The 19,698-nt window shown below is 47.9% G+C and carries 19 protein-coding genes and 1 pseudogene; 9 read left to right on the top strand and 11 right to left on the bottom strand.

Annotation, left to right across the window (positions count from 1 at the left end):
- The first annotated feature begins 14 nt into the window (after positions 1 to 14).
- A complete protein-coding gene (locus ACZYR9_RS10085; protein WP_488978342.1) occupies positions 15 to 683 on the top strand; it encodes an SOS response-associated peptidase in 669 nt (222 codons plus the stop codon).
- A gap of 61 nt (positions 684 to 744) precedes the next feature.
- Positions 745 to 1,680 (top strand): ketopantoate reductase family protein, encoded by a 936-nt coding sequence (locus ACZYR9_RS10080; RefSeq protein WP_488978341.1) that lies wholly within the window; start codon positions 745 to 747, stop codon positions 1,678 to 1,680.
- 45 nt (positions 1,681 to 1,725) lie between these two features.
- Here the strand turns inward: ACZYR9_RS10080 and ACZYR9_RS10075 are convergent, their stop codons facing one another.
- From ACZYR9_RS10075 to ACZYR9_RS10035, 9 genes and pseudogenes are all read right to left on the bottom strand, one after another.
- Positions 1,726 to 2,853, bottom strand: coding sequence for an NADH-dependent flavin oxidoreductase (locus tag ACZYR9_RS10075; protein WP_488978340.1), 1,128 nt, complete (start codon positions 2,851 to 2,853; stop codon positions 1,726 to 1,728).
- Between the two features lie 83 nt (positions 2,854 to 2,936).
- Positions 2,937 to 3,587, bottom strand: a complete 651-nt coding sequence (locus ACZYR9_RS10070; RefSeq protein WP_488978390.1) for a DsbA family oxidoreductase — start codon at positions 3,585 to 3,587, stop codon at positions 2,937 to 2,939.
- A gap of 212 nt (positions 3,588 to 3,799) precedes the next feature.
- Positions 3,800 to 4,213, bottom strand: a complete 414-nt coding sequence (locus ACZYR9_RS10065; protein ID WP_488978339.1) for a DoxX family protein — start codon at positions 4,211 to 4,213, stop codon at positions 3,800 to 3,802.
- A gap of 32 nt (positions 4,214 to 4,245) precedes the next feature.
- Positions 4,246 to 5,013, bottom strand: coding sequence for a DODA-type extradiol aromatic ring-opening family dioxygenase (locus ACZYR9_RS10060; protein ID WP_488978338.1), 768 nt, complete (start codon positions 5,011 to 5,013; stop codon positions 4,246 to 4,248).
- Positions 5,014 to 5,203: 190 nt separating this feature from the next.
- The gene (locus ACZYR9_RS10055; protein WP_488978337.1) at positions 5,204 to 5,872 is read right to left on the bottom strand and encodes a GntR family transcriptional regulator; all 669 of its coding nucleotides are present in this window, start codon (positions 5,870 to 5,872) and stop codon (positions 5,204 to 5,206) included.
- 171 nt (positions 5,873 to 6,043) lie between these two features.
- Positions 6,044 to 6,841: a 5-deoxy-glucuronate isomerase gene (gene iolB / locus ACZYR9_RS10050; RefSeq protein WP_488978336.1), complete on the bottom strand. Its 798-nt coding sequence runs from the start codon at positions 6,839 to 6,841 to the stop codon at positions 6,044 to 6,046.
- A gap of 74 nt (positions 6,842 to 6,915) precedes the next feature.
- Complete coding sequence (locus ACZYR9_RS10045; protein WP_488978335.1) at positions 6,916 to 8,076, bottom strand: M24 family metallopeptidase; 1,161 nt, start codon at positions 8,074 to 8,076, stop codon at positions 6,916 to 6,918.
- Between the two features lie 15 nt (positions 8,077 to 8,091).
- A pseudogene (locus ACZYR9_RS10040) lies at positions 8,092 to 9,389 on the bottom strand (MFS transporter).
- A 380-nt stretch (positions 9,390 to 9,769) separates the two neighbouring features.
- Positions 9,770 to 10,699: an MBL fold metallo-hydrolase gene (locus ACZYR9_RS10035; RefSeq protein WP_488978334.1), complete on the bottom strand. Its 930-nt coding sequence runs from the start codon at positions 10,697 to 10,699 to the stop codon at positions 9,770 to 9,772.
- Between the two features lie 150 nt (positions 10,700 to 10,849).
- On the opposite strand from ACZYR9_RS10035, the gene ACZYR9_RS10030 reads away from it, so the two are divergent.
- The 6 genes from ACZYR9_RS10030 to ACZYR9_RS10005 all read left to right on the top strand — a co-directional run bounded on the left by ACZYR9_RS10030 (position 10,850) and on the right by ACZYR9_RS10005 (position 17,465).
- Positions 10,850 to 12,466, top strand: a complete 1,617-nt coding sequence (locus ACZYR9_RS10030; RefSeq protein WP_488978389.1) for a catalase — start codon at positions 10,850 to 10,852, stop codon at positions 12,464 to 12,466.
- Between the two features lie 66 nt (positions 12,467 to 12,532).
- Positions 12,533 to 12,994 carry an SDR family NAD(P)-dependent oxidoreductase gene (locus ACZYR9_RS10025; protein ID WP_488978333.1) on the top strand — a complete coding sequence of 154 codons (462 nt, stop codon included), beginning with the start codon at positions 12,533 to 12,535 and terminating at the stop codon, positions 12,992 to 12,994.
- Positions 12,995 to 13,202: 208 nt separating this feature from the next.
- Entirely contained in the window at positions 13,203 to 14,882 is a 1,680-nt protein-coding gene (locus tag ACZYR9_RS10020) for a spore germination protein (protein ID WP_488978332.1), read from the top strand.
- Positions 14,879 to 15,973, top strand: a complete 1,095-nt coding sequence (locus ACZYR9_RS10015) for a GerAB/ArcD/ProY family transporter (protein WP_488978331.1) — start codon at positions 14,879 to 14,881, stop codon at positions 15,971 to 15,973. The genes ACZYR9_RS10020 and ACZYR9_RS10015 overlap by 4 nt, the downstream gene beginning before the upstream one ends.
- Positions 15,970 to 17,283 (top strand): Ger(x)C family spore germination protein, encoded by a 1,314-nt coding sequence (locus ACZYR9_RS10010; protein ID WP_488978330.1) that lies wholly within the window; start codon positions 15,970 to 15,972, stop codon positions 17,281 to 17,283. Before ACZYR9_RS10015 ends, ACZYR9_RS10010 begins: the two co-directional genes overlap by 4 nt.
- The gene (locus ACZYR9_RS10005) at positions 17,280 to 17,465 is read left to right on the top strand and encodes a hypothetical protein (protein ID WP_488978329.1); all 186 of its coding nucleotides are present in this window, start codon (positions 17,280 to 17,282) and stop codon (positions 17,463 to 17,465) included. Before ACZYR9_RS10010 ends, ACZYR9_RS10005 begins: the two co-directional genes overlap by 4 nt.
- A 281-nt stretch (positions 17,466 to 17,746) precedes the next feature.
- On the opposite strand, the gene cdaS is transcribed toward ACZYR9_RS10005, so the two are convergent.
- A complete protein-coding gene (gene cdaS / locus ACZYR9_RS10000) occupies positions 17,747 to 18,352 on the bottom strand; it encodes a sporulation-specific diadenylate cyclase CdaS (RefSeq protein WP_488978328.1) in 606 nt (201 codons plus the stop codon).
- Positions 18,353 to 18,531: 179 nt separating this feature from the next.
- Here cdaS and ACZYR9_RS09995 point away from each other — a divergent pair, with 179 nt between their 5' ends.
- Entirely contained in the window at positions 18,532 to 19,083 is a 552-nt protein-coding gene (locus ACZYR9_RS09995) for a DJ-1/PfpI family protein (RefSeq protein ID WP_488978327.1), read from the top strand.
- Positions 19,084 to 19,137: 54 nt separating this feature from the next.
- On the opposite strand, the gene hxlB is transcribed toward ACZYR9_RS09995, so the two are convergent.
- Positions 19,138 to 19,698, bottom strand: coding sequence for a 6-phospho-3-hexuloisomerase (hxlB, locus tag ACZYR9_RS09990; protein ID WP_488978326.1), 561 nt, complete (start codon positions 19,696 to 19,698; stop codon positions 19,138 to 19,140).

Below are 19,698 nucleotides of genomic sequence, written 5' to 3'. Positions count from 1 at the left end.
GTTGCGGAGGCTTTATGTGCGGCAGATTTACGCTTACCGTTACTTTAGATGATTTGCTTGTCCGCTTTTACTCCAACTTATCCGATTTGGCCCAGCATCAACCGCGATTCAATATCAGCCCTTCCCAGATGGTCATAGCGGTAATCAACGACGGGATTCAAAATCGGATGGGAACGTTAAAATGGGGGCTGGTTCCTCCTTGGGCAAAAGATGACAAAACGATGATCATCAACGCCCGCGCCGAAAGCTTAAAGGACAAGCCTGCATTTAAGGTACCCTTTGCACGAAAAAGATGCCTGATTCCTGCAGACAGCTTCTACGAGTGGAAAAAGACGACATCGGGCAAACAGCCCATGAGAATCATGCTGAAATCCGAAAATATTTTTAGCATGGCCGGCTTGTACGATACATGGATTACGCCAGACGGTCAGAAGATCCACAGCTGCACGATCATTACGACAACGCCAAATCCGCTGGTTGCCGATATTCATAACCGGATGCCGGTCATTTTAAGCCCGCAGGACGAAGCCGTTTGGTTAAACAAAGACATCCAGGACCCAAAGACGCTTATGCCTTTGCTGAAACCTTTCCCCGGCCGGGAAATGAAAGCCTACCCCGTTTCGCCTCTGGTGGGCAATGCCAAACAGGATGTCCCCGAATGTATACAAGCCCTTGTTCCTTAAGAGAACTCTCGATGGCAGTATGCGTGGTCCTATAAAAACCATTAAAAGGAAGTCTATCAAAATGAAAAAAATCGAAAGAGTGTCTGTTATCGGGCTTGGAGCCATTGGTGCGGCCTATGCAAGCAGATTGCATGATATGAACCCCGAATGCGTTCAAGTGATTGCCGATCCGCAGCGCATCCAACGTTACGAAGCCGGTCAATTATCGGTTAATGGAAGGGGTTATACTTTCCGGTACGTCTCTCCCGATGCCGAAACCGGGCCTGCCGATTTAGTCATTGTTGCCGTCAAATATGAAGGACTTGAGCAAGCCATCCATGACATAAGACATCATGTCGGGCCCGATACCATTATCCTATCGCTGTTAAATGGGATCTCAAGCGAAGAGATCTTGGTTTCGGCCTACGGCAGTGATCATGTGTTATACGCCATTTGCGTGGGCATCGATGCCGTACGCGACGGACTATCCGTCCGCTTCTCCAACATCGGAAGGATTTGCTTCGGAGAACAACGGAATGTCTCCCTCTCACCTAGTGTTCAACTCGTAAAGGAGTTGTTCGAGGAAGCGAATATTCCCTATGAAATTCCTGAACATATGCTGCGTACGATGTGGTGGAAGTTTATGATTAATGTCGGGGTCAATCAGTGTTCAGCCGTGCTCAAGGCACCCTATGGCGTGTTTCAGGAAATACCGGCAGCCCAAAAACTGATGGCCGAGGCGATGCAGGAAGTGATTGCCTTGTCGGAGAAGGCCGGTGTTCCTCTTACTCAGGCGGATATCGATGATTTCATTCAAATATTGCATCAGCTGTCACCCGATGGCAAGACCTCCATGCTTCAAGATGTAGAAGCCGGCCGGAAGACGGAAGTTGAGTATCTGGCGGGAAAAGTACGGGAGCTTGGGCTGCAGTACGGCACACCCACCCCGATCAATGACATGCTGTATCAAATGATACGTATCCTAGAAGAAGCCGCGCTGCTTCAGCACAAAGCTTAATCAAAAAAGACAGACCCGCAAGCCGAGCTTGCGGGTCTGTCTTTTTTATTTGGAGGAAGGTTCAACCACAGGGAACCATCCCGGTGTGTTCATAATCGCTTGCCATAACGGGCCAGGAACGACTAAACGCTCTTGATCGTTCTTGGTCAGGGTCGTTGCAATTTCGCTTTCGCGGCCCTGCTCCACTTTCTCGACCCAATCCGGTTCTACGATTAATTCACGGCCGAGCGCGACCAGAGGAACCACTTTCAAGGCCTTAGAGGCATCGTCTGCGGTATGAATCGAGCCTACCCCCATAACAGGTACGCGATTTCCTGCACGTTCCTTGATAATTTCGATACGTGCTCTTGTGTCCTCCACGCCGCGTCTTGGTTTTGACCAGAAGTCCATCAAAGAAACGTGGAGATAGTCAAGCTCTTGATCAGCCAATGCATCCACCAGCACTAAGGTGTCCGCCATCGTAATTCCCGGCGTCTCCTCTTCTTCCGGTGAAAAACGGTAGCCCACAATAAACGGCTCCTTGGCATGCAAAGCTACGGCTTGCTTCACTTCCTTCACAATCGCCAGCGGGAAGCTCAGGCGGTTCTCCAAGCTTCCGCCCCAACGATCCGTCCGGCGGTTCGTATGAGGAGAGAAAAATTGCTGGATCAAATAGCCGTTGGCTCCGTGAATCTCTACGCCGTCAAAACCGGCTTCAATCGCTCTTCTCGTGGTTTCTCCAAAAGCCTTGATGATCGACTCAACTTCCGCATCCGTGAGCGGTCTAGGAGCCTTGATTCCTTCCTGAGCTACGTCGCTTGCGCTGACGATATCTCCGTTAGGCACCAATTCCGGCGGGCAAGAACGGCCGCCGTGAAAAATTTGCAGTACGGCTTTGGCCCCTTGTTCTTTGATCGCCGTGGCCAAACGGCGTAAGCTTGGGATCATCTCATCCGTGTCCGCACCAAACTCTCCCGGAAACCCTTTGCCGTCGGCCGTTACATACGTACAAGCCGTAATGACCAAACCGACTCCCGAGGATCTGCGCATATAATATTTCACTTCGTCATCTGTAACCGTACCGTCAGGATTGGACGAGAAATTGGTCATCGGTGCCAAAACCAAGCGATTTTTCAATGGAATTCCGCTTCGTAAAGTAAAGGAATCGAATAATGGCTTAAATTTTTCATTCATACGTTTAAAGCCTCCTTAGTAATTAAGACAATGCTATTCTTTTGCTGCTGTAAAAAACGTTATTCCGGCTTAAGATTGCTGGATTAGCAGCCATCGATTCCGCAAGCCATGCCTTCACCCAAATCCAACAGCTTCGGCTTCTTCGCGAGCTCTTCTTCAATAGCCCGCTCAAGCGATGCCTTGGAACGGACCCCTTGAAGAACCGTTTCACCGATCACTATCGTAGGAACGGCGGTGATTTGGGCTTCCTGGTATGCATGCTCCAAAGCCTTTTGGTGAATTTCCCGATATTTGCGGGTTTCCAGAGCTTGGCGGAATTCCTGTTCATTCAGGCCCAGCTCACCGGCTAATGAAGTAAGCACATCGATTTGGCCAATGTCCTGCTCCTCTTGGAAAAAAGCCTTGAACATCCGAAGCGTGTAATCATTACCCTTGCCATGCTCCTTGGCATATTGAAATCCTTCAAACGCCAAGTGGGTATACGGCTGCGGCGAAACCTTGGGCAATACCATTTGCAAACCGTATTGAGCCGCCATGGGATATACGGACTGGTTCCATACTCTGGGCAAATATTCGTCTTCCGGGCGAAGCGTCGGGTTAGGATAAGGACGGAGCTCATAAGGCATCCATTCGATCTCTACATCCTTGCCTTTGACGGCCTCTTCCAACGGAACCTCCGCTATATAACAAAACGGACATACATAATCGGAGTAGACTTTTATTTTAAGGGTCATCATCCCTCGCCTCCTTTACTTGCGCATTGGAACTTTAAAACCCAAATTTCCTCATACTCATATTTAAAATATGTTACTAATTTTAAATTAGTTTATACAAATAATATATTTTTCAGATGGCATTGTCAACGAATGGACGGGAAGCCGTGATTTCGCTAAAAATGAAAAGGCCTTGCCCATGGGGCAAGAACCTCAACCTGATTCTATTTTCTTCAAGCAGCTTTATTTGTATTCGAGCTGAACAAACTTCCCAATGAATACATGCGGCTCCCGTTCAGTGCAAGATAAATGGCCATAGCCAGAAAAGCCAGATCCAGTTCATAGCCGGCCATTTGACCATTCCCGGCAAAGCCTGCAGCCAGCTTTACCGTCAGGATTGCCCCCGCCATGATCAGAGCGAACAATACCGATACAAATCGTGTCCCGATTCCGACAATCAGAGCAATACCGCCGGCAAGCTCAATGATGGCTATGACATAAGCCGCAAATCCGGGTAAGCCTATGCTTTGGAACCAACCGGCGATGTTATCTATTCCGCTTTGGTACTTGATTAACCCGTGGATTAAGAAAGAAATACCCAGCACCAATCTCAAAATCAGCGAACCTGCTTCATGCTTTATGTTCATTATACATTCTCCCCCATGTTTATATAAGTTTATCAAAATTGATAGCTCAAATAGCTTAATGTTCCAAGATCATAGCTTCGATGGATGATCTTTGGCGTATTTTGCGGATCTCCGCTGCCCATGGCGATAAAAAACGGAACGAAATGCTCCGGTCTCGGCACCGCCTGACGAGCGTAAGGGGCCAGCCTTTCATAGTTGAAAAGCGACTCCATATCTCTTTTTTCAACCTTATCGATCAGCCAGTCGTCAAAGTCAACGGCCCAAGGCTCAGGAGCGGATTGCCCCCATTGAATCATCCTTAAATTATGAACGGTTACTCCGCTGCCGATCACCAGAATATCTTCTTCCCCCAGCCCCCGAAGCGATTGGCCAATCTGGAACTGCTTGTCCATAGACAAATAGGGATGAACGGAAACTTGCACTACCGGAATATCGGCTTTAGGGAACATACGATATAATAACGTCCAAGAACCGTGGTCCAGCCCTCTTGTTGTATCCTTCCTTACCGGGATCCCCTGCTCTTTAAACCGGTCTTCCAGCATCGAGGCGATTTCCGTTGAGCCTTTGGCCGGGTATTTAATCTGATACAGTTCATCAGGAAATCCGCCGAAATCGTAAATGGTATCGTATGCGTCATCCAGAGACGAAATGGCCAGAACCTCGCTTTCCCAATGCGCGGTAAAAATAACGATCGCTTTGGGCTGCATCTCCCGGGAAAAGGCGTTCAGAAAATCGCTGTAAACCGTATCTTCAATGGCAAGCATCGGCGATCCGTGCGCCAAAAACAAAGCCGGAACCATGAGCTAACCCCCTCACATTTATTACTATAGTTACTTTGTGTAAGTAAATATATATTAATAATTTATTTCTGTCAAGTAATTAATTTTCGCAAAGTACTGATGTTGCTTTCATTCGTTAGGACCTCAAAAAAAACAAAAAACGCCCGTTTTGGCTGGAAAGTAATCTACCAAAAAGAGCGTTCTCTTTATTTTATAAAAAAAAGCTTCTTGTCCTCAGATGAGAATTAGAAATATGGGTTCGCATGGATTTTTCAGCCATTTGATGGTTCCGTTCTTTCAGGAATGTTAAAATTTCATGATGCTCATGCCATTCCTTTTTGACCGTATCAATATCCAAATCCTGTCGAACATAAATCAAGTACCGTTCGATCCTTTGCAAGTAATGCTTCATCATTTTATGCAGATTTCCATTATGGGCATACTTTAAAATCGTACCGTGGAGCTGTTCATTCATTTTCATCACCGTTTCCAGATTGCCTTGGGCATTTTCCAGAGATACATAGCTTTGCTTCATTTCATGATCCAACCAGTTTAATTCCGCATCCGGAATGACATGTGTCGCTTTCCGTGTCGCATATCCCTCCAGCTCAATCCGCAGCTCATATAATTCGTCCAGATCGGGCAAGCTGATTTCAGCCACAGAGACACCTTTATAAGGGATAATATTGACAAATTCATCGGAAGCCAACCGTGACAACGCCTCCCTTATGGGGATATTGCTCACATTGAAATCACGGGCCATTTGGTCAATATTAATTTTTTCTCCCGGCGAAAGTTCATGAGACAAAATTTGATTTTTAATGATCTCATAGATGTCTTCAGTAACCAGTTTCCGCTTATTGGGATCCAGTTTTTTCAATAGCGATCACCCATTCTCTAGTAACGTAATTATTCATTACTGTGTCAGCCAATAAGCGCCGGTTAAATCCGATGAATGGCTCTAAACCAAAACGTCTGCATGTAGTCTATATTAATAGAAGAATCATTTTTATTATAACCGTATTGGGTAGTATTTTCATGTGAACCCTATTTACTTAAGCCACCGATGTTCCGGATCATCATAGGGTTGTAAGGTTCTGCCTGCCTCTCCTCCCATAAACCATAAATAATAGATTTGATATCCGCCTGCCGCACTGACAGGATGATATCCCTTATCCACAGCAAAGCTGTCTCCATGTCTTATAATATAGGCTTGGTCGATGCTTCGATCCTTTGTGTAATGCAGCTGTATGCCAAATCCCTGCCCGGGATGAACTTGATAATGATAAACCTCCTCAAGATCGGGCTCCTCCGGGTAAAATTCCCCGTCGTGCTTATGGGGCGGATAGCTGGACCAATGTCCGGGGTGACTATAGGTTTCGCCTAAGATCAGACGCTGTACCCGGCCCTCTCCATTATCGACGATAATATCATGCACCTCCCGCTGCCACGTCTTCTTCCCCCGATGATTAACGACGACATCGCCTGGTTTAACCATAAACGGTTTGAACCTGACTTCCGCTTTCACTTTACAAACGACGATTTGAACCTCATGGGTTTGTGCAAGGATCTGATATTCGGATTGGCATGGAATATACACGGCCGTGGCCTTTCCTTCAAAAACATTCGCCCGTTCCCCTATATTGGTCCATTTCTCTTCTTCGCAAGCTATCGTTGCGGTACCCGATAAAATAACTAAGGCCGTTTCGTAATCACCGGTAGCGCTTGTAAACTCTTCACCTTTGTTTAAGCAAACTTTCCCCATGGCAAGATAATTTAATATCCCGTTATCTTCATGAATAATATCCTGATAACCGGCGGCTTCCTTGGCTTGGAACAAACGATTCATGGATTTACTCCTTCTTTATAAAGTTGAAGAAAAAGCGGTCAAACCATGACCGCCTTTCCGCCCATTCTATTACTTTACCAATAATTGCGGTAAGGGAAATTCGTCATGGACTCCGCTCCGTCCTTGCGGATGACGACACTGTCTTCGATTCTTAAGCCGCCGACGCCAGGGATCAGCAATGTAATCACATAAGCGAGTGTCTGATTCTCCTGCAGTACCCAGTTAATGCCGGGAGCTAGAATAGGCATCTCTTCTTCCGGATCCATACCTAATCCATGGCCAACACCTCTTCCTTCACCGGGTGAATGGATATAACCGTACTTGGCCAACACTTCATTTGCGGGATAGCTTGCTTCTTCCCCGGTTAAGCCTGGCCGCAAATACTTAAACCCGGTTTCATAAGCTTCGATAGCGGCATCGAACATCGCATGTGCCTCTTTGGAGGCATGGCCGAAAATGGCCCCGCGCGCCATGTCGGAAGCATAACCGTTATAGCGGCATCCCATATCAATTAAAAGGGTATCCCCATCTTTAAGCTTCCGGTCTGTCGGCCTGGCAAGATAAAAATCGGAGGAGTTTTCTCCGGTTTGCACCATAATGTCAAATGCGACGGTATCGGCGCCATGATCGAACATGGCCATATAGGCTTGCTTTGTCAGTTCCTTCTCGGTTACCCCTTCCCGGGCCGCTTCCTTAATGGCTTCAATGCCTAAATCGGCCAAATACCCGGCAACCTTCATGTTGCGAAGCTCATTTTCGCTTTTAATCGATTTCAGAAAATCAATGATGCGTGTTTGTTCGATTTGGATGTCGGGCAGAGATTTCTGAATCACGCTCCAGAATTCCAAAGCCAAGTATTTATAACCGGCGATACCGACTTTTTTCACGTTGCCCGACGCGGCATACTCTTCAAGTACGGGGCCGAGATCCTGTCTGATTCCGCGGACATCTTTAATCACTGATGCTGCGCCGATGGAAGTCAGGCTGCTTTCAACAAAAAGAATCGGATCTCCTTTCGCCGGTACGGTAACGATAGCGGGATACGGAAATATACCGTCAAACGCCCTGTAATTGGACAACCAGCGGACATTGCTCATCCGGTAGCTGTCGGACCAGGCAATAATCAGGTCGACTCCTTCTTTGGCCATTTCTGCCTGGGTTTTGCGGACACGATCCGCGTATTCTTCCACCGGAATTTCATGAAGCGGACTATTTACAGCAATACTGGCCTTCATGTTCATGCACCATCCTTAAGAATTGATAGAGTGAGGGTTTGGATCAACAACATGCTTAGGTGTGTCTTCATCTTTTGTAATGTCTTTTTTGTAGGTTTCGCTCGCCACATAGACGGCAATTGAACTGATGACGCCTAATATCATTACGAACACGGCAACCGGCCAGTAATGCCCGGACCATGCAAGTAAAGCGGTTGCAAGAAACGGAGCAGGACCTCCGATAAGAATGCCTGAAACTTGATAACTGATGGAAGCTCCGGTATAGCGTGTAGCTGTGTTAAAGCGTTCTGCAATAAAAGCTGACATAGGGGCAAAGGTTGCTCCGTGTCCAACGGCAATCCATATTACCAGAGCAAGCCATATCAGCACTGTCATTTTGGTTTCCACCAGCCAGAAGAATGGGAAAGCGAACAGCACGAAAAATAAAGATCCGGCTAAAAATACGGGCCTGCGACCGATTTTGTCAGACAGTGCACCAAACAAAGGAATCGTAAATATTTCAACAACGGCTCCGACAGAGACACCGGTTAAGAACATCGTTTTATCCAAGGATAAATATTTCGTCGCATACAAAAGAACGAAAACATTTGAAATATAATAGCTCGCATCGTTAGCAAAGCGGGAGCCTAAAGCGATCAAAATGTCTTTTTTGGAGGTGCGCAATACTTCCTTCAGCGGGTTCTTAATATGGGTTCCCTCTTCTTTGGCCTTAAGAAATGCGGGCGTTTCCATAACCTTTAGACGGATAAACAACCCGGTGGCAATCAGAAGTATGCTTAACAAGAAGGGAACTCTCCAACCCCAAGACATGAATTGCTCTTCGGGAAGGACCGTAAAAGCCGAGAATACAAGAGTAGAAAGCAAAAGCCCGACAGGAACCCCCATTTGCGGCCAGCTGCCGTAAAATCGCGTTTGTCTTCAGGCGAGTGTTCAATGGCGAGCAGAACAGCTCCTCCCCATTCACCACCAACGGCTATTCCCTGGATGATTCTCAGAAACACAAGCAGGATAGGAGCCCATATTCCAATTTGCTCATAGGTAGGCAAAAGTCCAATCATAAAGGTTCCAATCCCCATCAGCAGCAAGCAAATGATCAATGTCGTTTTGCGTCCTAATTTATCCCCGTAATATCCGAAGATAATCCCCCCCAACGGTCTGGCCAAAAAACCCGCTCCAAAGGTTGCAAACGCCAACAAAGTTCCGACCAACGGATCGAATTTCGGAAAAAATAATGTATTAAATACTAGGGCTGCCGCTGTTCCATACAAGAACCAATCATACCATTCAATTGCCGATCCGATTAGGCTTGCCATAGCCACTTGTCGCATTTCTTTTTTCGAAAGGGCCATTCTTGTCATCTCCTCAGTAAAATAATGAAGTAAGACATGTGTAATTTTGATAGCAATCTAAATCATAACCCTTTGAATTTTCTCATACCTAACCTCCTTCCATGTGGGGTTAATCAAAATCATGTATGATATGTAACAATCATATATTAAAAACGCTTACATTTCAATCTTTTTATTTCCAACATTTCAGATGTCTTCCTTCTTTAAACAAGATATTTTAAGTTTCCCAAAAGAGGTTCTTTGAACTTCCAGAAAGCAACTGCTGTATATTCAATAAAAATGGACCTTCCCAAGTGACGTGAACCTGCGGCGGCAGGGTCACCTGAGAACGTCCTTCGTCGTGTTTATTCCGATATCCAATAAGACTCACCAATGGCCATAACCTTTAACGCATCCTTTTTTAACTGCAATCGGTCCCACTCTTTATACATCCTCTCCAGGGCTTCCGGTCCCGTATCATCCGCAAGCCTGTAGGCACCGTAATGCATCGGAATAAACGTCTTCCCTTTCAGCTCCAGAAAAGCCTTGACCGCATCTTCCGGATTGATATGGGAAATGGACATAAACCATTCCGGTTCATAGGCTCCAATAGGCATTAAGACGATATCCAGTTCATAACGGTCGGCAATGTCTTTAAACCCTCTGAAATAACCGGTATCTCCCACGAAATAAACCGATCTGCCCGCCTTCGGGTCTTCTGCAATCCACCCGCCCCAGTGAGACGTGTTGATGTCGGACAGCGTTCTTCTTGTCCAATGCTGCGCAGGTACAAAAGAGATGCATACCTCTTCATGCGTAAACCGGTCCCACCAATTCGCTTCAATGACCTGCCGGTACCCTCTGCGGGTAAAGGCCGGTTTCAGCCCGGCCGGAACATAAAACACGGGAGATCCTTTCAATTTCTTGATCGAGCCGAAATCCAGATGGTCGTAATGGCCGTGGGATATCAAAACGATGTCGATTTCCGGAAGAGCTTCGATGGGAAGTCCCGGTTCGGTCAATCTGCGGCCAAAGCCCATCCGATCAGCCCACACCGGGTCCGTTAAGATGTTCAGTCCCTGCATTTGAATCAAAAAGGTGGAGTGGCCGATCCAAGTGATGGAAAATGAATTCCGGTTTTCCTGAATTCTCTTTATGACCTTATGTTCCGCCTGGGGAATAGGGTTTGTTAAATCTTTCGTCTTGGCTTTTCGCTCTTTGTACCACCGAACCATGTCGGAAAACGTATGCGTATTTTGTACACCGTCATAATTTTGATATTTGATTTTTTTCATATCGTACCTGATCTCCGTCTGCATAGGATGTATAGCTACACTCATTATATCGGTTTGGAACGGAAAATTTAAATGCATAAAATGGTTCCCAACGGTAAAAAATGGCTCTGTACCATTTTTATATTGGAGGTTGATGTTATGGATGGAAACATGACGAACGGAACACATGTTGAGGGTACAGGCGGACCTTCCGATCAGAGGATGGGAACAGGCGAGAACGAGATGACGCTGACAAACCGTCAAGGGCATCCTATAACGGATAATCAAAACGTACGAACCATAGGCGGCCGTGGTCCGGTGACACTGGAAAACTACCACCTGCTCGAGAAAATTTCGCATTTTGACCGGGAAAAAATCCCGGAAAGAGTCGTCCATGCGCGCGGCACAGGCGCCCATGGCTATTTTGAAGCTTATGGCAAGGTAGGCGATGAGCCGGTTTCCACATATACCCGCGCGAAGCTGTTTCAACAAGCCGGGAAGCGGACCCCCGTGTTCGTACGGTTCTCCACCGTCGTACATGGAGGACACTCGCCTGAAACACTGCGCGATCCGCGTGGATTTGCCGTCAAATTTTATACGGAGGATGGAAACTGGGATTTGGTTGGCAACAACCTGAAAATCTTTTTCATCCGCGATCCCTTGAAGTTTCCGGACATGGTTCATGCCTTCCGCCCGGATCCCGTCAGCAACATTTCAAATCCCGAGAGGATGTTTGACTTTGTATCGAATTCCCCGGAAGCGACGCACATGATCACCTTCCTCTTTTCTCCGTGGGGAATACCTGCGAATTATCGGGAGATGCAAGGCTCCGGGGTCAATACCTACAAATGGGTCAATGCGGAAGGACAAGCCGTGCTGATTAAATATCACTGGGAGCCTATCAAGCTTGGGATCCGCAACCTGACGCAAAAGGAAGCCGATGCCATCCAGGCGAAAAACTACAGTCACGCTACGCAAGACCTTTATGAAGCGATTGAGCGCGGCGATTATCCGGAGTGGGAGCTGAGCGTTCAAATCATGAGTGATGACGAGCATCCGGAGCTCGATTACGATCCGCTGGATCCGACCAAAATATGGGACCGCGAGCAATTCCCTTTCCTGCCCGTCGGGAAAATGGTGCTTAACAAAAACCCTGAAAACTATTTTGCTGAAGTGGAGCAGGCGGCTTTCGGCACGGGCGTATTGGTTGACGGACTTGACTTCTCTGATGACAAGCTGCTTCAAGGCCGTACCTTTTCTTATTCCGATACGCAGCGTTATCGGGTGGGCACCAATTATTTGCAGCTTCCGATCAATGCGCCCAAAAAGCGGGTGGCCACCAACCAGCGCGACGGTCAGATGACGTATTTCGTCGACCGTGCACCCGGTCAAACCCCTCATGTCAATTATGAGCCTTCCTCCCTGGGCGGTTTGCAAGAGGCGACCAGAGTCAGCAAAGAACATGAGCCTGCCTATAACGCAAAGCTGGTCCGGCAAAAAATCGAACGAGCCAATGATTTTAAACAAGCGGGAGAAACATATCGTAAATTCGAGCCATGGGAACGCGATGAATTAATCAACAACCTGGTCGACGCTCTGAAGGTGTGCCATCCCCGGATCCAGCAAAAGATGATCGGGCATTTCACCCAGGCCGACCCTGAATATGGCAGCCGGGTTAAGGAGGGGCTTGCGAAAGCAAAAGCAGACTCCTCCCATATGGGGTCCGACACCGCTAGAACGTCCATGGAAATAGCCGAAGAATTGGGCAAATCTACGGACGGATATTGACCTTTGGACAAAAGAGCACCGAAAGGTGTTCTTTTCTTTTTACTTTTGATAAGCTGAAATTGTCTTATGAAATCCAAAGGAGGAATATGCAATGAAGCTTGGCTTGGAAAACAAAGTGGCTGGCAAAGCGGGGCTATCATTAACATTTCTTCGGAAAGCGGACGCCAGCCGGATACGATTCTGCTCGATTACAGCGCATTCAAAGCAGCGATGCTGAGCGTGTCCAAAGCGATGGCTAACGAATACGGACCTCAAGGGATCCGGGTAAACACCGTATCCCCCGGCCCAACAAGAACACCGCTTTGGGAAAAGCCGGGCGGGTTTGCAGAGGGATTAGCCGAACAGTTCGGAATGGAGAAGGAGCAAGCCATCGAGCACTTTGCCAAAAATGTGAGGCAGCTCCCGCTCGGCCGTCTAGGTCTTCCTGAGGAAGTAGCCTCTGTGGTATTATTCCTGGCGTCGGATCAGTCTTCCTTCGTTACCGGTGCAGAGTATACCGTTAACGGCGGTTCGCTTCGGGCATTTTAATCATCTTATGGAAAGAAGGAGCTGCCGCAGGCACGCTCCTTCTTTGCGTTGGATCCGCTTTTCAGCAGCCGTCCTCCACCAAATGGGGAGGCCTACAGCGTTCTTTTCGGAATAACAATGTTTGTTACGGTAAACACTATGCCTGTTCTCCGCTGGTAATGATATACAGCGGCCCCGCCTAGCTCAAATCGCACAGGAGATTAACTATATGAACAATTGGAAGAAACTTAAGAAGTACATTATAGCGGATTTGCCGCAGACCCAGGATACGTTTTCCTTAGGCCATTGGGAAGACAAGTCTGGTGATGGCGCTAAAGATCAAGGCTGTGAACAGGCAGCCCAAAGCATGCCTAAAGCAAACCTTTTCGTTCAAGACTATGGTCTCCTCTCACTGCAGCTCCAAGTGAATATTGATTGGTTCAAGCAGCACTTCTCGTATCCTCAAAATCGGGGACTGATCATCCGGCCGGTGGTGATCGGCCGCTCTTTACTTCAAGGTGTGATCCTCTATTTGGACGGAGGAATCGATCGGAAGCATTTAAACCGGACGGTGCTTGTTCCATTGATGACATCGGACATACCCGACGACATACGGATGGATACCGTTACGCTTATCGAGGAAATCTTAACCGAAGGCCAGGTCACCGCCACCGATAAGCGCACGGAAATCGTCAACGGGATTATGACGGGCTTAGCCGCCGTCCTCGTAGAAGGAATGGATTCCGCAGTTATGGTAGAGGTCAAAGGCTGGGAGAAAAAAAGCATTGATAATCCGAGAACGGAAACGGTGGTTCGAGGCTCTCACGAAGGCTTCACAGAAGATATTCAAACCAACCTGTCCATGCTTAGGAAAAGGATTCGCACGCCGGATCTCATTATCGAAATGGGACAAGTGGGGACCATCTCGCGGACAGACATTGCCATCGTTTATTTGAAATCGATTGCTAATGATGAATTAGTCGCGGAAGTACGCAAGCGGATCGCCTCAATTCAATATGACTATATCGGTGACAGCGGTATGATCGAGCAATTGATCGAGGACCGTCCCAACGCACTTTACCCGAGTGTATTAAGCACGGAACGACCTGACCGGGTAGCGGCGCAAATTTCCGACGGGTATGTAGGGCTGGTCGTCGACAATTCGCCCTTTGCCATTATTGTTCCGGGGCATTTCCCCCTCTTCATGCAGACCGCCGAGGATGCCAATCTCAGGTGGCCGTACAGCACTTTTCTTCGTACCATCCGCACCTTAGGATTTTTTATTTCGCTGTATTTGCCTGCGGTTTATGTAGGCATTGCTAATTTTCATCAAGAGATGATTCCGACTCCGCTTATTCTGGCCATTGCGGGTACCCGGGAGACCATTCCGATCCCTGTAGCGGCTGAAGCTTTCATGCTGGAATCTATGTTTGAACTGATTCGGGAAGCGGGCATCCGGATACCCAGCGTGATCGGACCGACCATCGGCATCGTCGGGGCATTGATTCTCGGCCAAGCGGCGGTTCAAGCCAATATCGTAAGTCCGATCATGGTGATTATTACCTCTATGACGGCGCTGGCTTCCTACACGATTCCCAATTACAATATGCAGTTTGCCACACGCATTCTCCGGTTTATTTATTTGTTTGCTGCTTCTTTTCTCGGGTTGGTCGGAGTTGTCTTGTTATCGATGATACTGTTGTCCTATCGGATAGCGAGTAATTCGTTCGGTGTGCCGCATCTCTCTCCGGTTTCGCCGCATCAGCCAAGCAACGACAAAATGATCAGAGGACCCATAGAAAAACAAAAATATCGGCCGTTTTCCGTCCGTCCCAAAGTCACGCAAAAAATGCCAACCGAAAACAAGACGACAAGCACATCTGAGCATCCAGAGGAGGGAAAACAGTGAGACAGCATCACGTCGGGATTCGCGAGGCGGCATCCGTAGGAATTATTTTTGTGATCACGAAAATATTTCTTCCGTTTCCCCGATCCTTGGCGGAGGTCAGCGGCACGGCCGCTTGGATCATCGTTGTTATCGCAGCATTGCTGTGCCCGTTGTCTTGGTGGGCCATCCGGGGGGTGATCAAGCATGGGAAGCCGGGATCTTCTCTCATTACGGCAACCGAACAGATTATGGGCCCCATCCTGGGCAGTTTGATCAATCTGAGCTACTTCATCTTTCTTTTCATGATCACCTTCATCGTCCTCCGCGAATTTTCGGAAATTTTAACGACCGACATTTTGCCGAGGACTCCTCTCAACGTCATCGTGGTATCACTTCTTGTCACTGTGGCCGTAGTGGCTCACTCCGGAATTGAAGCGATCGGACGGATATCTTGGCTTTTTCTCGGTTTAATCATTACGAGTATAGTGATCCTGCTCATAGGCGGATTATATTCCCATATGGAGCCGAATGCATTAACTCCCCTATGGGGAAAGGGCTTGAACAACGTATTGATCACAGGAATGATTAAGAGCTCTCTCTTTTCAGAGCTGCTCGTTCTGGGATTCCTCCTTTCCCGAATGCGATCAGAAGAAGATTGGGGACGAGCCGCCTGGTGGTGCATCACAAGCTCAACTTTGACCCTGCTATGTATAACCTTGGTTTGCTTGTACGTATTTCCTTACCCCACGATCACAAGAATAAACGATCCGCTCTTTGAAATCAGCCGGATTATTGTTTTCGGTCGTTGGGTACAACGAGTAGAAATCATTTTTCTGGTGGTTTGGCTGTTGTGCACCGTGATCAAGCTTGCCGTAGGGCTGTACTGCAGTGCATCCACGCTGTCGCAAATGCTTCGTTTACCTAGAGATCAACCGCTTGTTTTCCCATTGGCTCTTATGGTCTACAGCTTCGCGATTTTACCGGACAGCGAGATGACGGCAGTGGCTTGGGATACAGAGTTTCTGCGAACCTACGGCTCCATCTTTTCTATCGCCCTGCCTATGATCACCTGGCTCGTAGGCATACTGCGGAGAAAGGCGGGGCGGTTATGAAACGGTTCGTGCAAACGACGAAAGCCTTTATGATCCTCATGTTGATGCTGCCGCTGCTGTCCGGCTGCTGGGATCGGCTTGACCCTGAAAATATGGCTTTCGTCATTGCGATCGGCATTGATCCCGGTCCCAGCAACGATTACTTATTCACCTTCGCCCTCGCCGTGCCAAAAGCGATCAGCGGAGCTGCCGGAGGTGGCGGGGGTAGTGGAGGGCAGGGCTCCGGCGGCGGCAATAAGAAGGCCGTCTCTGTATATACCGTGGAGGGCTCAAATATCGCCTCCGCCTTACTGGCCAGCCAAAGCTTTGTTGCGCGCAGACTGACGCTCATCCATGCAAAAGCGTTTATATTTGGGGAAAAGCTGGCCCGCAAGGGGGTGATGCCGGTTCTAAGCGAGGTTGTGCGCAATCGCCAATTCCGCCGCTCCATGTATGTATTGACGACAAGAGGAGAGGCGTCAGCCTACATCCGCAATATTTTACCGACAACGGAAACCGATATCGGCTTGTGGCTGGAACTGGAAATGGATCCGAATAATATAGGGTCCTTGCTGCCGAAAAGCTCACGCTTTCACGACTTCATGATGGATATTGAAGCTCCGGGAACAGGGGCAGTTACCATTCAAACGGCACCCCGGCCTGATATCCGCAAGGGTACTGCACGCCTGCCTACAGAAAACGCGGATCCCGATGCCGCCCAGCCCAATATCGGAGAACGACAGGCAGGAAAGCTCCCCCGAATCGGAGAGACTCCTATCGATTTTTTCGGCTCCGCCGTGTATAAAAGCAGTGCTCTGGCCGGTTTTCTTAACGGCAGCGAAACGCGCATTCTGAATATGCTCCGCGGTGAATTTACGAGAATGGTTTGGAGCTTGCGCGATCCTTCCGACAGCAAACGAAATTTGTCGGTTTTTATGAATTCCCAAAAGCCGGCCATCATGGAAGTCAAAAGGAATAACGACCGGGTGTCGGTCACCTTTCGAGTCGCAATGGAAGGCCAATTAATCAGCTCTCAAAGCAATGTCGATTATACGAAACCGGAAAATACGAAAAAACTTGAGCATTCGATTGAACAGCAGTTAACCGAACAATCGGTGAAATTGCTCGAGAAGACACTGCATGAATGGCAAACGGATTGCTTTCTGATACATGACAAAGTCAAGTCCACCTTCCCAACCCTTCGGGAATGGGAAGCCTTTAAGTGGAAGGAACATATAAAGGATACGGAGTATCAAATACACATCCGCTTTAAAATGCGCCGTTACGGGGATCAGGTTGGGCCTGCCATTGAGGGGGATAAAATGTCGTGATCCAGTTCATAGCAAAGTATGGTTTATTGGCTGCAGTTTCCATTTGGGGCGGCGTGTATGTCGGCAGCCTTTCTCCCCTGCTCTGGAGGCAGCAGAACTTTAGGGGAGCGATTGGGGTCGTTATACTTGCATGCCTGACCCTGATCCTTCCGACGTTATTAACATGGTTAAGCCAAAGCTGAATCTGCAGCTATCCTGCAAAAAAGGCGATCGCCTTCCGGTAAAATCCCGAAAAGCGACCGCCTTAGAAACTTTCTATTTGATTCGTTCTTTAGATTACTTCTCTTTTTTGGCGTGAGAACCGTCACAGTTTCCGGCCGGGTTCTGAGTGTTGCCGCATGCGCATTTCCCCATAATTTATTGCCTCCCTATGTATGATAAACAGATTATAACCTATCAACTTACTAATGTAAAGCAGTTTACTATAAATAAGTATTTGAAAATGATTCTCTTTCTCAATCTGTTATCCCGTGGCAAAAGCATAGATTTTCCCTTGGATGCTGAATGATGCTTTACCCGTCTCCTCGGATACAACGATAACAAGCGCGTCGCTTTGTTCCGTCAATCCTAGAGCAGCCCGATGCCGGGTGCCAAGCTTCCGGTCTGTCACTATGCCCGTTAACGGAAGCACATTTGCCGCAGAGGCAATTTTATTTCCTTGCACCAGAACAGCCCCATCATGCAAAGGCCCCCCGGGAACAAAAACGGATTCCAATAAAGAGTAGGTTAAATTCGCTTCAATGGAAATCCCCGGCGTGATGAGTCCTTCAAGCAAGTCCTCCCGCTGCACGACGATGAGGGCCCCATGCCGCCGGTGAGAGAGATTGCGGACGGACTGCGATATTTCCGAATACTTGTCCGTGTAAGCGGCCAGATAGCACTTTAAATAAAAGGAAGCGGCAAGCGACTCTATCGTATTGATTTCCTCGCCTATTTGCCCGAAATCGTTCAATATACAGGTCGTTTCTTCGTTTAACCCGTATAACGCTTGCTCCATTTTGCCTATAAGAGCTTGAATTCTTTCTTGGAGCTCCAGCTTCAGAGGAGAAAAATCGCAGTCTTGACTCATAAAGATCACTTATCCTTTGTGTACAACGATGTTTGTCATAAAGCTAGATTACCCAGGTTCATCATTTCTATGCGTTAATCAGGCATGTATATATTTCATATTTTTAAGCAAGATAACCTTATTGAAGGAACATTTCCTTTTCAAAACAACATCATGATGACAATGGAGGATATTTAACATTGAGCAAGAAAGTATTGATTGTATCTGGAGATGCCGTTGAAGCTCTCGAAATTTTTTATCCGTATTACCGCTGTTTAGAAGAAGGCTTCGAGGTCAAAATCGCTTCCCCTTCCGTGAAAAAGCTGCATACCGTCAGCCACGACTTTATTGAAGGTATGGAGACGTTTGTTGAAAAACCCGCTTACGACATCCAGTCGGATATGGCTTTTGCCGATGTGAATCCGGCTTCATTTGACGGTTTGATTATTCCCGGAGGGCGCGCTCCGGAATATATTCGAATGCATGAGGCACTTCCGAAGATTGTCCGCCACTTTTTTGAGCAAAATAAGCCTGTTGGCGCAATCTGCCATGCTGCACAGATTCTTTCGGTCATGCCCGATGTCATGAAAGGCCGGGAATATACCGCGTTTACGAATTGCAAGCCCGATGTAACGGTGTGCGGGGCAACGTATATTGACGCAGGATTACATACGCATCGAAATCTGGTTTCGGGTCGTGCTTGGCCGGACCTGCCCGGCTTTATGCGGGAATTTATCAAGCTGCTGAAATAATTCGAGCGGGCATCCTTTCAGTAAAATACCGCTGAGAGGATGGCCCGCTCTTATTTACTCCAGATTGGCATGTCTTCCAAACATCGCAGCGGAGTCCAATCCCTTCTTCTCCATCAGCTTCAATATGACGGCATCGCAGAATATCAACAGCGTCTGCTCGAATAAGGCTCCCATCGGTTGGATCGTCATACAGCCTCCGTCAGACCGGTCTTTAGGCGAGCCCGGCAGCTTCACGACGATATCTGAGAGTGTGCCGATCGTTGAATCCGGAGAAATGGTGATTACCGCAACGGATCCCCCGAGGCTTTTGGCTTTCTGCGCCATAGGCACCAGGCTTTTCGTCTCTCCCGAACCGGATCCGATGATGAACAAATCCTCTTTTTCCAGATTGGGTGTTACCGTTTCGCCAACGACATAAGCATCAAAACCCATTTGCATCAGACGCATCGCAAAGGACTTCATCATCAATCCGGATCGCCCCGCTCCAGCCGCAAAAATCTTCTTTGATTGAAAAATTCCGTCCGCAAGTTTTTGTGCTTGTTCATCGGCAATGAGATCTGCCGAACGCTCCAGTTCTTTGATGATCTCAGCTAAATACTGCGTCGTTAGCCTCAT

Source organism: Paenibacillus sp. F024 (assembly GCF_057814255.1).
The sequence above is the reverse complement of the archived record's forward strand: the minus strand, read 5'-3'. Positions and strand labels throughout refer to the sequence as shown.

What these genes read in the sequence shown, in the direction of transcription:
- ACZYR9_RS10085 (WP_488978342.1), top strand. Translation starts at nt 15, where the DNA reads ATGTGCGGCAGATTTACGCTTACCGTTACTTTAGATGATTTGCTTGTC.
- iolB (WP_488978336.1), bottom strand. Translation starts at nt 6,841, where the DNA reads ATGAATCGTTTGTTCCAAGCCAAGGAAGCCGCCGGTTATCAGGATATT.
- ACZYR9_RS10030 (WP_488978389.1), top strand. Translation starts at nt 10,850, where the DNA reads ATGACGAACGGAACACATGTTGAGGGTACAGGCGGACCTTCCGATCAG.
- ACZYR9_RS10070 (WP_488978390.1), bottom strand. Translation starts at nt 3,587, where the DNA reads ATGACCCTTAAAATAAAAGTCTACTCCGATTATGTATGTCCGTTTTGT.
- ACZYR9_RS10025 (WP_488978333.1), top strand. Translation starts at nt 12,533, where the DNA reads ATGAAATCCAAAGGAGGAATATGCAATGAAGCTTGGCTTGGAAAACAA.
- ACZYR9_RS10010 (WP_488978330.1), top strand. Translation starts at nt 15,970, where the DNA reads ATGAAACGGTTCGTGCAAACGACGAAAGCCTTTATGATCCTCATGTTG.
- ACZYR9_RS10035 (WP_488978334.1), bottom strand. Translation starts at nt 10,699, where the DNA reads ATGAAAAAAATCAAATATCAAAATTATGACGGTGTACAAAATACGCAT.
- hxlB (WP_488978326.1), bottom strand. Translation starts at nt 19,698, where the DNA reads ATGAGGCTAACGACGCAGTATTTAGCTGAGATCATCAAAGAACTGGAG.
- cdaS (WP_488978328.1), bottom strand. Translation starts at nt 18,352, where the DNA reads ATGAGTCAAGACTGCGATTTTTCTCCTCTGAAGCTGGAGCTCCAAGAA.
- ACZYR9_RS10045 (WP_488978335.1), bottom strand. Translation starts at nt 8,076, where the DNA reads ATGAAGGCCAGTATTGCTGTAAATAGTCCGCTTCATGAAATTCCGGTG.
- ACZYR9_RS10065 (WP_488978339.1), bottom strand. Translation starts at nt 4,213, where the DNA reads ATGAACATAAAGCATGAAGCAGGTTCGCTGATTTTGAGATTGGTGCTG.
- ACZYR9_RS10060 (WP_488978338.1), bottom strand. Translation starts at nt 5,013, where the DNA reads ATGGTTCCGGCTTTGTTTTTGGCGCACGGATCGCCGATGCTTGCCATT.
- ACZYR9_RS10080 (WP_488978341.1), top strand. Translation starts at nt 745, where the DNA reads ATGAAAAAAATCGAAAGAGTGTCTGTTATCGGGCTTGGAGCCATTGGT.
- ACZYR9_RS10075 (WP_488978340.1), bottom strand. Translation starts at nt 2,853, where the DNA reads ATGAATGAAAAATTTAAGCCATTATTCGATTCCTTTACTTTACGAAGC.
- ACZYR9_RS10020 (WP_488978332.1), top strand. Translation starts at nt 13,203, where the DNA reads ATGAACAATTGGAAGAAACTTAAGAAGTACATTATAGCGGATTTGCCG.